At 62.0% G+C, this 14,451-nt stretch carries 14 protein-coding genes; 10 read left to right on the top strand and 4 right to left on the bottom strand.

Features of this window, described 5'->3' with window-relative positions; genetic code table 11:
• Positions 1–14: 14 nt before the first annotated feature.
• From thiS to K0F85_RS13390, 7 genes are all read left to right on the top strand, one after another.
• On the top strand, positions 15–218 hold the full coding sequence (thiS, locus tag K0F85_RS13360) for a sulfur carrier protein ThiS (protein WP_071079564.1): 204 nt from the start codon (positions 15–17) through the stop codon (positions 216–218).
• Positions 219–233: 15 nt separating this feature from the next.
• Entirely contained in the window at positions 234–1,028 is a 795-nt protein-coding gene (locus K0F85_RS13365; protein ID WP_219116499.1) for a thiazole synthase, read from the top strand.
• A complete protein-coding gene (locus tag K0F85_RS13370) occupies positions 1,025–1,792 on the top strand; it encodes a hydroxymethylpyrimidine/phosphomethylpyrimidine kinase (protein WP_257572750.1) in 768 nt (255 codons plus the stop codon). Before K0F85_RS13365 ends, K0F85_RS13370 begins: the two co-directional genes overlap by 4 nt.
• 10 nt (positions 1,793–1,802) lie before the next feature.
• Positions 1,803–2,426 (top strand): thiamine phosphate synthase, encoded by a 624-nt coding sequence (gene thiE / locus K0F85_RS13375; protein WP_219116500.1) that lies wholly within the window; start codon positions 1,803–1,805, stop codon positions 2,424–2,426.
• Between the two features lie 78 nt (positions 2,427–2,504).
• Complete coding sequence (locus K0F85_RS13380; protein WP_219116501.1) at positions 2,505–3,137, top strand: ANTAR domain-containing response regulator; 633 nt, start codon at positions 2,505–2,507, stop codon at positions 3,135–3,137.
• Between the two features lie 112 nt (positions 3,138–3,249).
• The gene (locus tag K0F85_RS13385; RefSeq protein ID WP_100875565.1) at positions 3,250–4,356 is read left to right on the top strand and encodes an S-(hydroxymethyl)glutathione dehydrogenase/class III alcohol dehydrogenase; all 1,107 of its coding nucleotides are present in this window, start codon (positions 3,250–3,252) and stop codon (positions 4,354–4,356) included.
• Between the two features lie 188 nt (positions 4,357–4,544).
• Entirely contained in the window at positions 4,545–5,399 is an 855-nt protein-coding gene (locus K0F85_RS13390; RefSeq protein ID WP_219116502.1) for a hypothetical protein, read from the top strand.
• Here K0F85_RS13390 and K0F85_RS13395 read toward each other — a convergent pair.
• Complete coding sequence (locus K0F85_RS13395) at positions 5,396–5,674, bottom strand: hypothetical protein (protein ID WP_219116503.1); 279 nt, start codon at positions 5,672–5,674, stop codon at positions 5,396–5,398. The genes K0F85_RS13390 and K0F85_RS13395 overlap by 4 nt on opposite strands.
• Positions 5,675–5,783: 109 nt before the next feature.
• Between K0F85_RS13395 and K0F85_RS13400 the strand changes: the two genes are divergently transcribed.
• Positions 5,784–8,093: a UvrD-helicase domain-containing protein gene (locus tag K0F85_RS13400; RefSeq protein ID WP_219116504.1), complete on the top strand. Its 2,310-nt coding sequence runs from the start codon at positions 5,784–5,786 to the stop codon at positions 8,091–8,093.
• 95 nt (positions 8,094–8,188) lie between these two features.
• On the opposite strand, the gene K0F85_RS13405 is transcribed toward K0F85_RS13400, so the two are convergent.
• From K0F85_RS13405 to K0F85_RS13415, 3 genes are all read right to left on the bottom strand, one after another.
• Positions 8,189–8,974, bottom strand: a complete 786-nt coding sequence (locus tag K0F85_RS13405) for a BPSS1780 family membrane protein (RefSeq protein WP_219116505.1) — start codon at positions 8,972–8,974, stop codon at positions 8,189–8,191.
• A gap of 2 nt (positions 8,975–8,976) precedes the next feature.
• Positions 8,977–9,933 carry a homoserine kinase gene (locus tag K0F85_RS13410; protein ID WP_219116506.1) on the bottom strand — a complete coding sequence of 319 codons (957 nt, stop codon included), beginning with the start codon at positions 9,931–9,933 and terminating at the stop codon, positions 8,977–8,979.
• Positions 9,934–10,016: 83 nt separating this feature from the next.
• Positions 10,017–10,412, bottom strand: coding sequence for a hypothetical protein (locus tag K0F85_RS13415; protein ID WP_219116507.1), 396 nt, complete (start codon positions 10,410–10,412; stop codon positions 10,017–10,019).
• Between the two features lie 299 nt (positions 10,413–10,711).
• Between K0F85_RS13415 and polA the strand changes: the two genes are divergently transcribed.
• Entirely contained in the window at positions 10,712–13,474 is a 2,763-nt protein-coding gene (polA, locus tag K0F85_RS13420; protein ID WP_219116508.1) for a DNA polymerase I, read from the top strand.
• Between the two features lie 31 nt (positions 13,475–13,505).
• Positions 13,506–14,390: a dienelactone hydrolase family protein gene (locus K0F85_RS13425; RefSeq protein WP_219116509.1), complete on the top strand. Its 885-nt coding sequence runs from the start codon at positions 13,506–13,508 to the stop codon at positions 14,388–14,390.
• Positions 14,391–14,451: the final 61 nt, after the last annotated feature.

Below are 14,451 nucleotides of genomic sequence, written 5' to 3' on the forward strand. Positions count from 1 at the left end.
GCGTGATGCCTGCATTGATATCCATCACGCTCAACGGCGCACCGCACCAGGTGCCGCCGGGGCAGACACTCGACCAGCTGATCGCCGCGCTGTCGCTGGAAAACCAGGCGCTGGCGCTGGCTGTCAACCGCAACGTCGTGCCGCGCAAGGCGTGGCCGGGACAGGTCTTGCAGGTGCAAGACCAAGTGGAAATTGTCCGCGCCATCGGCGGCGGCTAGACTAAGGAAAAAGCAATGACCAGTAATAACAACGACGACCTGCTGACCATCGCAGGAAAACAGTATCAATCGCGCTTGCTGGTGGGTAGCGGCAAGTACAAGGACTTGCCGCAGACGCGCGAGGCGACGGATGCGGCCGAGGCGCAGATCATCACGGTGGCCATCCGCCGCGTGAATATCGGGCAAGATCCGAACGCGCCCAGCCTGCTCGATGTCGTGCCGCCCGACCAGTACACGATTTTGCCGAACACGGCCGGCTGCTACAACGCCAAGGATGCCGTCTACACCCTGCAACTGGCGCGCGAGCTGCTGGGCGGACGCAATCTGGTGAAACTGGAAGTGCTGGGCGATGAAAAGACCCTGTTTCCGCACATGCCGGAAACCCTGATCGCCGCCGAAGCGCTGGTCAAGGATGGCTTCGACGTGATGGTCTATTGCAGCGACGACCCCATCCAGGCGAAGATTCTGGAAGATATCGGCTGCGTGGCCGTCATGCCGCTGGCGTCACTGATCGGTTCGGGCATGGGCATCTTGAATCCGTGGAATTTGTCCCTGATCATCGACCAGGCCAAAGTGCCGGTGCTGGTGGACGCTGGCGTGGGCACGGCATCGGACGCGGCCATTGCCATGGAGCTCGGTTGCGATGGCGTGCTGATGAACACGGCCATTGCCGGCGCGCGCGACCCCGTGCGCATGGCGCATGCGATGAAGCTGGCCGTGCGGGCCGGACGTGAAGCGTTTCTGGCGGGTCGCATGCCGCGCAAATTTGCCGCCTCGCCGTCGTCGCCGATGGCGGGCCGCCTGGCGTGACGAGGCCAACGCTGCCGACCGTGCTGGTGTTTGCCGGTGTCGATCCCTCGGGCGGCGCCGGCATCGCCGCCGATATTGTGGCGATTGCGGCGCAGGGCGCGCATGCCATGCCCGTCATCACGGCACTGACGGTGCAAGACAACGACAGGGTCTTTGGCGTGGAAGCGGTGGCGCCGGAATTGCTGCGCCGGCAGGCGCAGGCGCTGATAGCCAAGATCGCTATCGATGCCGTGAAAATCGGCATTCCCGGCAGCGCCGCGAATGCGGCCGTCATTGCGCAATTGATCGCGCAATTGCGGCTGGCCCGGCCCGACTTGCCCGTGGTGCTAGACCCCGTGCTGGCCAGCGGCCATGGCGACCTGCTCAGCCGTGACGACGCCGTACTGGCGCTGTCGCCCTTGCTGCCGGTGACGACCGTGATCGTGCCGAACGGGCCGGAAACACTGGCCCTGGGCGGTGAAAAAAACTTGCTTGCGCAAGGCTGTCAGCATGTGCTGCTGACGGGCGGGCATGGCGAAGGCGAGGTGATCGTCAATCATTGGTTCGATAGCGCCGGGGGCGAACGAGAGTGGCGCTGGCCGCGCTTGTCCGGCGCCTTCCATGGCAGCGGCTGCACCTTGGCGTCCGCCATCGCGGCGCGCCTGGCGCACGGCGTGCCGATGCAAGAGGCGCTCGATGGCGCGCAAAGCTATTGCCATGCGGCCCTGGCCGGCGCGTATGCGATTGCGCCAGGCCAGCGCATGCCGCAACGATTCATTCAATAAGGAAAACATCATGCGTGGACTGTACCTGGTCACCCCGAACTGGGATGACACCGACCACTTGCTCGACGCGAGCGAACAAGCTTTGCAGGAAGGCGTGGCCTTGCTGCAATACCGCCACAAGAGCGCTGACGCGCCGCAACGGCGCGAACAGGCGGGCGCCTTGCTGGCACTGGCCCGTAAATATGGCGTGCCCTTCATTATCAACGATTTTATCGAGTTGTGCGAAGAGCTTGATGCCGATGGCGTGCACGTGGGCGGTACGGACGCTTGCGTGGCGCAGGTGCGCGCGCGCCTGGGCAGTGACAAGATCGTGGGCGCGTCCTGCTATGGCGATATGCTCTTGGCACGGACGGCCGAGGCCGCCGGCGCCAGCTATGTGGCCTTCGGCGGCTTTTATCCGTCGCTGGTGAAAAAGTATCCGGTGAGCACGCCCCTCGATATCGTGTTGCAAGCCAAGCGCGAGATTGCCTTGCCGTGCGTGGTGATCGGCGGCATGACGCCCGAGAACGCGGCGCCGCTGGTCGCGCGCGGCGCCGATATGGTGGCGGCCATCAGCAGCGTATTTGGCAAGGACTACCAGGCGGATGGGGTGGATATTGCGGTGCAGCAATTTAATCAATTGTTTGCGCTGTGAGCACGGGAACGGATGGGGAATTTGCCGAATAATCGGCATATAATAAGAACATCATTCATTTCCGAGGTCCCTTTACCCATGAGTCAGCCAGCCGCCGCGAAACGCCTTATCTTGATCGTTGACGATGACCAGATCCTGTTGGAATTCCTCGGCGAAGTCCTGCGCCATGCCGGCTACGAGACTGCCCTGGCCCATTCGGCCGAAGTGGCGCTGCAGCTGGTCGCACAGCGCGAGCCGGACCTGGCCTTGCTCGACATCCACATGCCGGGCATGTCCGGCCTGGAACTGGCCAAGCGCCTGCATGGCGAAACGGGCGTGCCTTTCATGTTCCTGTCCGGCAGCGGCGACAGCGAATCGGGCAAGCAGGCGGCCGCCTATGGCGCCGTCGGCTATGTCGTCAAACCCGTCGACGAAGGCCGTTTGATGCCCGCGTTCGAAGCGGGCCTGGCACGCGCCGATGAAATCCGCCAGCTGCGCCGTACCGAACTGAACCTGAATGCGGCCCTGGCCGCTGGCCGTGAAACGAGCCTGGCTGTTGGCTTGCTGATGGGCAAGTTCCAGACGGACCGCAATACGGCTTTCGAAGTGCTGCGCGACCACGCCCGCTCCAGTCGCCGCAAGATCAATGAAATCGCCAGCCAGCTGCTGCTGGCCGAGGAAACCCTGAACGGCTTGCATGGCGCCTTTTTGAATCGCGCGAAAATCAAGTAAGCGTTGCGCCGGCGCCGGCGTGGCACGTCGGCGCCTGCCTTGTTATGATGTGACGATACGGCGCGCTGGCGCGCCTGGTTCAACCATACATAGCACACACCACAGGACACACATGAAAACCAAAGCAGCGATTGCCTGGAAGGCGGGCGCCCCGTTGACCATCGAAGAAGTCGACCTGGCGGGCCCGCGCGAGGGCGAGGTACTGGTGGAGATCAAGGCCACCGGCATTTGCCACACGGATTACTACACCCTGTCTGGCGCCGATCCGGAAGGCATCTTCCCGTCTATCCTCGGCCATGAAGGCGCCGGCGTCGTCGTCGACGTGGGCCCTGGCGTGAAAAGCCTGAAGAAGGATGACCACGTCATCCCCCTGTACACGCCGGAATGCCGCCAGTGCAAATTCTGCCTGTCGCAAAAGACGAACTTGTGCCAGTCGATCCGCTCGACCCAGGGCCGCGGCCTGATGCCGGACGCGACCTCGCGCTTTTCCATCGACGGCAAACCCATTTTCCACTACATGGGCACGTCCACCTTCTCGAACTACATCGTCGTGCCGGAAATCGCCCTGGCGAAGATCCGCGAAGACGCGCCCTTCGATAAAGTCTGCTACATCGGCTGCGGCGTGACGACGGGCGTGGGCGCCGTGCTGTTTACGGCCAAGGTGGAAGCGGGCGCCAACGTGGTCGTGTTCGGCCTGGGCGGCATCGGTTTGAACGTGATCCAGGCGGCGAAGATGGTCGGCGCCGATAAAATCATCGGCGTGGACATCAACCCGGCGCGCCAGGCCATCGCGCGCAAGTTCGGCATGACGCATTTCGTCAACGCCAACGAAGTGGAAAACGTGGTCGACACCATCGTGCAACTGACGGACGGCGGCGCCGACTACAGTTTTGAGTGCATCGGCAACACCACCACCATGCGCCAGTCGCTCGAGTGCTGCCACAAGGGCTGGGGCCAGTCCATCATCATCGGCGTGGCGGCGGCCGGCCAGGAAATTTCCACCCGTCCGTTCCAACTGGTGACGGGGCGCGTATGGAAAGGTTCCGCCTTCGGCGGCGCGCGCGGCCGCACGGACGTGCCGAAGATCGTCGACTGGTATATGGAAGGCAAGCTCAATATCGACGATTTGATCACGCACCGTTTGAAGCTCGACGATATCAACCAGGGTTTCGACTTGATGAAGAGCGGTGAATCGATCCGCTCCGTCGTGCTGTACTGATTTCAGATACGCCGTACCACGGCGTTTTTGCGGAGGCTGCGGCCTCCGTTTTTTTCGTCCGTGATTTGCCATTCATCGCGCAAGCCTGCCGTCCAGGCCAGCGTTTGTGCAGCCTGTCGCACCGTGCTGTAGCCGTGATTCATTCGCCGCTACAGTCAACACTCCACTACATTTGCGACGAGGCAGCCATGTCCACTTCCTACCGTTTGATCCTCAGCCTGGCCGGTATCCTGCTTGGCGGCAGTGCGCTGGCCGTGCAGCCGCCCGAGCCGCCCGCGCCACCGGCCGCACCTGCCGCGCCCAGCACGCAGGTCAGCCGTTCGCTCGACAAGGGAGAAAGCTATGCGCTGGTCGATGGCAGCAGGGATAGCGAGGGCGTCATCGTCGTCGACAGCGATATTCACTCGCAGCAGGTGGAAAAGCTCAAGCGCTCGATCAAGGGACCGTTCCTGTGGTTCCGCGACCAGGGGCAGGCTTACGTGCTGCAGGATACCGCCTTGCTGGGCAAGGTGCGGGCGGCATGGCAGCCCTCGAAACAGATTAGCAAGGAGATGAGCGCGCTGGGTGATCAAATGGGCGCGCATGGCAAGGCCATGGGCGAAATGGGGCGCAAGATGAGCGCCCGTAGCCAGGCGAACGGCAGTGCGCGCGAGTCGGAGCAACTGCGGGCGCTGGGCCGCCGGCAGCAGGAACTGGGCAGCAAGCTCGGTGACGCCTCGCGCCGCCAGGCACTGGCGACGAGCGATGCGGCGCGCCGCACGGCCGAGCGCGACGTGGAACGCTTGCAGCAGCAGATGGAAGATGCGCAGGAAGAAATGGAAGAGATCAACGACCGTAACGCAGCAGTGCATGAGCGCGAGGCCGAGAAAGTGGAGCGCATGTCGCGCCAGATGGAGCAGCGCAGCAAGCCGATGGAAGCGCTGGGCAAGCAAATGGGCGACCTGGGTCGCCAGCAGGAAAAAGTCGTCAAGATCGCCGACAAGACCACGCGCCAGGTGATTGCCCAGGCGCTCAGCGAAGGCAAGGCAAAACTGGTGCGCTAGACAAGGTTCCAGGCGGCGGCCATGGCCCGGTATTGCGCCGGCAACTGCCCCCTGGCGTCGTTCTCGCTGGCATACACCTCATCCTGTACCGTGTCCCAGCGCGCAGCGCAGCTGAAACGGTAGACGCGTGCCTCGTCCTCGTAGCGGCACACGGCCAGGCCGTGGATGGCGACGGGGGCGGCGCCACCATGCGCATCGCTGACGTGGCCGAAAGGCAGCTCGGACCAGGCCCAGGCCAGTACGCGGGCGCCGTCGAGGTGAGTGGGTGGTGTCATGGGATACGGGCCGCTGTGTCGGGACGCCGATTGTAGCGCGCACAGGGAAAACTGGCGCGACCGCTGGACAAATGCACAGTATTTTTAGCCATGCCGGTATAATCACGGCATGCAAAATCTTCTTCACAACCTCAATCCCGAACAATTGGCTGCCGTCACCTTGCCGGCCCAACATGCGCTGATCCTGGCGGGCGCCGGTTCGGGCAAGACCCGCGTGCTGACCACCCGCATCGCGTGGCTGATCCAGACCCAGCAGGTATCGCCGCCCGGCATCCTGGCCGTGACCTTTACGAATAAAGCCGCCAAGGAAATGCTCACGCGCCTGTCGGCCATGTTGCCGATCAACACGCGCGGCATGTGGATAGGCACCTTCCACGGCCTGTGCAACCGCTTGCTGCGCACGCACTACCGCGACGCCGCCTTGCCGCAGACCTTCCAGATCCTCGATTCGCAGGATCAGTTGTCCGTGATCAAGCGCTTGTTGAAGGCAAACAACATCGATGATGAAAAATTCCCGCCGAAGACGGTGATGTATTTCATCAACAACGCCAAGGACCAGGGCTTGCGCGCCACGGACGTGGAAGCGTACGACGCGCACGAGCGCAAGATGGTCGAGCTGTACCAGTTGTACGACGACCAGTGCCAGCGCGAAGGCGTCGTCGATTTTGCCGAATTGCTGCTGCGCACGTACGAATTGCTGAGCCGCAACCAGCCCTTGCGCGAACACTATCAGGCGCGCTTCCGCCACATTCTCGTGGACGAGTTCCAGGATACGAATAATTTGCAATACAACTGGCTCAAGTTGCTGGCCGGCCACGGCAGCCGCGATGGCGGCGCCCTGTTTGCCGTAGGCGACGATGACCAGAGCATTTACGCGTTTCGCGGCGCCAACGTGGGCAACATGAGCGCCTTCGAACATGAGTTCCAGGTGCAGAACTTGATCAAGCTCGAGCAGAACTACCGCTCGCACGGCCATATCCTCGACAGCGCCAACGTGTTGATCGCCAACAATAGCAAGCGCCTGGGCAAGAATCTGCGCACGGACGCGGGCCATGGCGAGCAGGTGCGCGTGTATGAAGCCAGTTCCGACTTGCAGGAAGCGCAGTGGATCATCGAAGAAGCAAAAAGCCTGATCGCCGATGGCGCTTCGCGCAGTGAAATCGCCATCCTGTACCGCTCGAACGCGCAGTCGCGCGTGATCGAACATGCGTTGTTCTCTGCCGCGATTCCCTATCACGTGTATGGCGGTCAGCGCTACTTCCAGCGCGCCGAGGTCAAGCACGCGATTGCTTATTTGCAATTGATGGACAATCCGCATAACGATTCCGCCTTCTTGCGCGTGGTCAATTTCCCCACGCGGGGCATCGGCATGCGCTCGATCGAGCAATTGCAGGCCGCGTCAGAACAGTACGGCATTTCACTGTACGCGTCCGTGCCGTATGTGGCAGGCAAGGCGGGCAGCGTGCTGGCCGGCTTCGTGAAACTGGTCGAAGGCGTGCGTTTCGAAACGCAGCAATTGTCGCTGCCGGAAATGGTGCGCGTGGTGCTCGAAGCGAGTACCTTGCTGCAACACTACCAGAATGAAAAGGAAGGCGCCGACCGCATCGAGAATCTGGAGCAGATGGTCAGCGCGGCCAGCCAGTTCGTTTCCGAAGAAGGTTTTGGCCAGGCAGCACCGGCCCATCTGGGCCCAAGCGCCCAGGCGCAGTCGGGCGTGCCCGTCGTCAACCAGGATGGCATCGAAATTCTGGATGCCGATGCGCCGCTGCCGGCCGTGATGTCGCCGCTCTCCGCATTTTTATCGCATGCCTCGCTGGAAGCCGGCGATAACCAGGCGCAGGCGGGCCAGGATGCGCTGCAAATGATGACGGTGCACTCGGCCAAGGGCCTGGAATTCGACAACGTCTTCATTACCGGGCTGGAAGAGGGCCTGTTCCCGCACGAAAGCAGTTCGAAGGAAGACAATGGCGTGGAAGAGGAACGCCGGCTGATGTACGTGGCGATTACGCGCGCGCGCAAGCGGCTGTATATGAGCTTCTCGCAGACGCGCATGCTGCATGGCCAGACGCGCTACAACATGAAGTCGCGCTTCTTTGACGAGTTGCCGGAAGAATCGCTGAAATGGCTGTCGCCGAAGGTGCAGGCGAACTGGTTCGGCAACCGCAAGTCGGCCTGGGATGAGGCGCCCCGCGTGGCCAGCCTGGGTTCGGACAATGCGATTGCACAAAAGATCGCGCAAAAAGCCACGGGCGGCGGCTGGCGCATCGGTGAATCGGTGGCGCACGCCAAGTTCGGTGAAGGCGTGATCGTCAATATCGAAGGCGGCGGCGGGAATGCGCGCGCGCAGATCAATTTTGGACAGCACGGCATGAAGGTGTTGGACCTGGGAATTGCGAAACTGGAACGGCTGGGACGCTAAGTTAGCTGAGTGAATGCCGTAAATGCCGGGGTCAGACCCCCGGTCATGTTGGCGCCAAGCATTGCGTTAGCGGTGTTGAGGGTCTGACCCCAGCTTTAATTTTTGTCCAGCGACACCGTCTTGCTGGCATCGACGGGCACGCCGAAGATCTGGCGGTAGGCGGCATAGAACGAGCAATGCATGATGATGGTCAAGATCATCGACAGCGGCATCATCAGCTGCATCATCAGCGGCGTGCGGCCAAAGATGACGGCCAGCAACTGGCTGGTGACGACGCTGATGGCGAACCAGGTGGCGGCGAAGACGATGAAGGCCGACAGCGAGCGCCAGACGGCGAAAAAGCTGAAGAACAGCGCCTTGCCCAGCCCGGTTTGTTTCCAGTAAATCAGCGGTGCGGCAAAGCAGAAGGCCATGGCGGCCGGCACGTACAGCACGATGGCCAGCAAGATGCCCAGGCCCAGGCGCGATTCCGGGATGGCAGTGCGCGCCGCTTCTTCCGTCAGTTGTCCGGTGACCAGTTGCCACAGCAAGCCGTCGTCCACCAGGGTCGACGCGCCGATGGCGATAATGGCCATGAGGATGTACAGCACGCCCAGGCCCAACAGGGACGGAAAGGCTGGCTTGCGGAAGCCCGAGATCAGCAGGCTGGGCAAGACGCGCTTGCCCTGGTCGATATGCAGGCAGCCTTGTACGAAGGCCACGGAGAACACCGGCACCAGGATGACCGGCAGCAATTGGCCGAGCACGGGCACGATGCTGACGGCCAGCATGCAGAACATATAGCCGAGGAACAGCATCGACATGCCGCCAGGTTGCTTGCGAAACAGGGCGAAGCCTTGTTTCACCCATTGCCAACCTGTACTTGCAGGTAATTTTTCCATGTTTAAAACAGTTCCGGAGCAGGTGTGGCGATACGTTCGCGCAGAATGCGTTCGAAATGTGCCGGATCGTGCGGGGTCAGCATTTCCGCTTCGCGCGGCTGGTAATAATCGTACAGGCGCGACAGCCAGAAGCGCAGCGCGGCGGCGCGCAGCATCGGCTGCCATGCCGTCTGTTCTTCGTGCGTAAACGGGCGCACGGCCTGGTAGGCGTCGAGCAGGGCGCGCACGCGCACCGTGTCGAGCACGCCTGTGGCCAGGTCTACGCACCAGTCGTTGACGGTGACGGCCACGTCGTACAGCCAGGTGTCGCAGCCGGCAAAGTAAAAGTCGAAAAAGCCCGTCAGGCGCTCGCCGTCAAACATGACGTTGTTGCGGAACAAGTCGGCATGCACGGGACCGCGCGGAATGGCCTTGTAGGTATCGCAGGAGGCAAAGGCGTCCTGGAAATGGATTTCCGCGCGCAGCAAATGCGCCTTGGCATCATCGAGGTGGTGCAAGACCAGCGGCGTGGTGCTGTTCCACCAGTCCAGGCCCCGCAAATTGGGCTGCTGCAGGGGGAAGTCCTGCGCCGCCAGGTGCATCTTTGCCAGCATGGCGCCGACAGCCGCACAATGGACGGCTTGCGGCGCCATCTGCGAGTTGCCGTCGAGTTTGCTGACGATGGCGGCCGGCTTGCCTTGCAGGGCCGTTACCAGTTGGCCATCGGCATTGGCGATCGGCGCGGGCACCAGCACGCCCCGGTCCGCCAAATGGCGCATCAGTTGCAAATAGAATGGCAATTGCTCGAAGCTGAGGTTTTCAAAGATCGTCAGCACATACTCGCCGCGCTCCGTGCTCAGGAAGAAATTGCTGTTTTCGATGCCGGACGCGATGCCCTTGAGCGCCAGAGGTTTGCCGAGTGGGAACTGCGTGATCCACTGGCCGATATCGTCCAGGTGTAGCGCGGTAAAAACTGCCATGGGAAAGAGAGGAATGGTCTAAAAGGTCAAAAAAAGCCGGCTGCCCCGCAGGTGGCCGGGGCAGGGCAGAAGAGAGTGGCTGCTTACTTCGCTGCTGGGGGCGGTGCCGGGGCGTCTGCGGCCTCTTCATCGCGTTGTTTCTGTTTCTTCTTGCCCAGGTCGAATTCCAGCACTTTCCATTGCGGGCCGCGCAGGGCGCCGCTGTGGGCCTGGTCGCCGCCGGCGGCCGGCTTCATGTAATAGGTGCTGCCGCCGCTCGTGACTTTCACTTCGGACGTCACGCCCGCTTCGCGCTTTTCGGTAATCTGCTGCTTGGCGGCGGCCGGTGTCACGGTGATGGGCGCTTCACCCATTTCCTCGATGCGTTCCAATTGTGGCGGCGCGTCGCTCGGTTTGGCCGGCGTCTGGGCGCTGGCAAGGGCCGAACATGCCAACAGAGGCAGGGCGAGGAATGTCCAGAGTGTCGAGGTACGCATCATGATGGGTTCGCTTCCATGTGTGGGCTGCAGCGTATGCAGTGGGGTAATGCCGTCAATTTATCTATAAGGCATTGTAACAAACTGGTAGGCAATGCTGCTTGATACGGCTGATTAAATGCGCGGAAGTGGGCCATGGCCGTCAGCCAGGCGGCCAGGCGGGGTGCCAGCCGTGCCAAACTGCGCAAAAAACGGTGGCCGCGTCCCCGGTGGCGCGGGCTGAAACTCTGCGATAATTGGGCGATATTCCACCCGCCCGCCGCTCCCAGGGCTGGCGCGGCTCACCTTATTTTATTGGCATTATGCAAAACACCCTGCTGTTAGTCGACGGTTCCAGTTACCTCTATCGTGCTTTCCATGCGCTGCCCGACCTGCGCAGTCCGGACGGCTATCCCACGGGCGCCATGCACGGCATGGTCAACATGCTGCGCCGCCTGCGCGCCGATTACCCGGCCGCCTATATCGCCTGCGTGTTCGATGCCAAAGGTAAAACTTTCCGCGATGACATGTATCCCGAGTACAAGGCCACGCGCGCCTCGATGCCGGACGACCTGCGCCTGCAGATCGAACCGATACACGAAGCCGTGCGCGCCATGGGCTGGCCTATCTTGATGGTCGACGGCGTGGAAGCCGATGACGTGATCGGCACCCTGGCCGTGCAGGCGGCCGGCGCCGGCATGAACGTGGTGGTGTCGACGGGCGACAAGGATCTGGCGCAACTGGTCAACAGCCAGGTGACCCTGATCAACACCATGAGCAATGAAAAGCTCGACGAAGCGGCCGTGCTGGCCAAGTTCGGCGTACCGCCGAACCGCATCATCGATTATCTGTCGCTGATTGGCGATACGGTCGACAACGTACCGGGGGTATCGAAATGCGGCCCGAAGACGGCCGTCAAGTGGCTGACCTTGTACGACAGTCTGGAAGGCGTCATGCAAAACGCGGCCCAGGTGGGCGGCGCCGTGGGTGAGAACCTGCGCACGGCCTTGCCATGGCTGCCGCAGGCGCGCGCCCTGATCACAGTCAAGACCGATTGCGATCTGTCTGGCCACATGACGACGATCGCCGACTCGCTGGTGGCGAAACACGAAGACAAGGAAGCGCTGCTGGCCTTCTTCAACCGCTATGGCTTCAAGGCCTTGCTGCGCGAACTGGGCGCCACGCCGCCGCCGATGTCGCCTGTCGGGCCGGCGGCGGCAGCCGGTGGCGCCGCCACCAATACCACGGGCGACATGTTTGCCGATGCCGCGCCTAAGGTGGAAGCCGTGTATGAAACCGTGCTGACGGACGAGCAGCTCGATACATGGCTGGCCCTGATCGATGCGGCGCCCTTGACGGCCGTCGATACGGAAACCACGTCGCTGGAACCGATGACGGCGCAGATGGTCGGCATTTCCCTGTCGGTCGCCGAACACGCCGCCTGCTACATCCCGCTGGCCCACGATTACGCAGGTGCGCCCGAGCAATTGACGCGCGAACATGTGCTGGCCAAATTGCGCCCGTGGCTGGAAGACGCCAGCAAGCCCAAGCTGGGGCAGAACCTGAAATATGACAGCCACATCTTCGCCAACCATGGCGTGACGTTGCGCGGCATCGCCCACGATACCCTGCTCGAATCGTATGTGTTCGAATCGCACAAGAAGCACGACATGGACAGCCTGGCCCTGCGCCACCTGAATTACACGACGATCCCCTTCGAGGATGTGTGCGGCAAGGGCGCCAAGCAGATCACCTTCAATCAAGTGGAAGTGGAGCAGGCGGCGAAATATGCGGCCGAGGATGCGGACGTGACCTTGCGCTTGCACAATGCCATGTGGGGCAATGTGGCGAACGATGACAAGCTGACCTTCATTTATGAAAAGATCGAGTTGCCGACGGCCGTGGTCTTGCAAAAGATCGAGCGCAACGGCGTGCTGATCGATGACGCATTGCTCAATATCCAGTCGGCCGAGCTGGCCGTGAAGATTCTGGAGCTGGAAAAGAAAGCGTATGAACTAGCCGAGCAGCCGTTCAATCTGGGCTCGCCCAAGCAGATCGGCGAAATCTTCTTTGAAAAGTTGAAGCTGCCGGTGGTGAAGAAAACGCCGACGGGCGCGCCCTCGACGGATGAAGAAGTGCTGCAAAAGCTGGCCGAGGATTATCCGCTGCCCAAAGTGCTGCTCGAATACCGTGGCATGGCCAAGCTGAAATCGACCTACACGGACAAGTTGCCGAAGATGATCAACGTCAACACGGGCCGCGTGCACACGAACTATGCGCAAGCCGTGGCCGTGACGGGGCGCTTGGCGTCGAACGACCCGAACTTGCAGAATATTCCCATCCGCAGCGCGGAAGGGCGGCGCATCCGCGAAGCCTTTATTGCGCCGCCGGGCAGCCACATCGTCTCGGCCGACTATTCGCAGATCGAATTGCGCATCATGGCGCATATCTCGGGCGATGAAGCCATGCTGCGGGCGTTTGCCGACGGCATCGACATTCACCGCGCCACGGCGGCCGAAATCTTCGGTGTGCCGGCCGGGGAAGTGCAAAGCGAACAGCGCCGCTACGCCAAGGTCATCAACTTCGGTTTGATTTACGGCATGAGCGCCTTCGGCCTGGCCGGTAACCTGGGCGTGGACCGCACGGCCGCGCAAAGTTATATCGACCGTTACTTTGCGCGTTTTTCTGGCGTGAAACAGTACATGGAAGATACGCGCCAGCAAGCCAAGGCACGTGGCTACGTGGAAACCGTGTTCGGCCGCCGTTTGTGGCTGCCGGAAATTAATTCGCCGAACGGCCCGCGCCGCCAGGGCGCGGAACGGGCGGCGATCAACGCACCGATGCAAGGCACGGCCGCCGACCTGATCAAGCTGGCCATGATCGCCGTGCAAGGCTGGCTGGAAACGGATGGCTTGCAGACGAAGATGATCATGCAGGTGCACGATGAACTGGTGCTGGAAGTGCCCGACGCCGAGCTTGAATTGGTCAAGCGCAAGCTGCCGGAACTGATGGCCGGCGTGGCCGCGCTGAAAGTACCGCTGACGGCCGAGGTGGGTATCGGTAAAAATTGGGACGAAGCGCACTAATCTATAAACGCAACATTTTCAGGAGAAACGCATGAGCGACATGATCACCGATTGTGAAAGTTTGCTGGGCCAGAGCAGCTTGTCCGGGCCGGATGGCCGGCGTGGTTTCCTGAAGGTGGCGCTGGGGACGGGCTTTGCCGTGGCCGTGCTGCCCGTGGCGGCGCAAGACGTCATCAAGACCGATTCCGCCGGGCTCGTCACGGCCACCGTTTCCGTCATGGTCGATGGCCAGGCCGTGCCCGTGTATGCGGCCCAGCCGGAAGGCAGGACGGGCTTGCCCGTGGTCTTGGTCATTTCCGAAATCTTTGGCGTGCACGAGCACATCGCCGACATGGCGCGCCGCTTCGCCAAGCAGGGCTATCTGGCGCTGGCGCCCGATCTGTTCGTACGCCAGGGTGACCCGACCAAGGTGGCCAGCATTCCCGAACTCATGAAAGGCATCATCGCCAAGACGCCGGACGCGCAAGTGATGGCGGACCTCGATGCTGTCGTTGCGTGGGCGAAACAGAATGGCGCCGACACGCGCCGCCTGGGCATCACGGGCTTTTGCTGGGGCGGCCGCATCACCTGGCTGTACGCGGCGCACAATCCTGCCGTCAGGGCGGGCGTGGCCTGGTATGGCCGCCTGGTTGGCGAAGCGAACCCTTTGCAGCCGAGCAACCCCATCGATATCGCCGCCACCTTGAAGGTCCCCGTGCTGGGCCTATATGGCGGCAAGGATACGGGCATCACGCAGGAATCGATCGGCAAAATGAAAGGCGCACTGGCCAAGGGCGGCAACAAGTCGGAATTTGTCGTCTACCCCGATGCGGGCCACGCCTTCAACGCCGATTACCGCCCCAGTTATGTGGCGGCCGATGCGAAAGACGGCTATGCGCGCTGCCTGGCCTGGTTCAAGAGCCACGGCGTGGCGTGATGCCGCGCCAGAAAAATACCGTATTTTCCAGAAGTTGACGCGAGAGGCGCAGCGGGCTGTA

Origin of the sequence: Janthinobacterium sp. UMAB-56 (assembly GCF_900095265.1) — a bacterium.
Classification (GTDB): Bacteria; Pseudomonadota; Gammaproteobacteria; order Burkholderiales; family Burkholderiaceae_D; genus Janthinobacterium.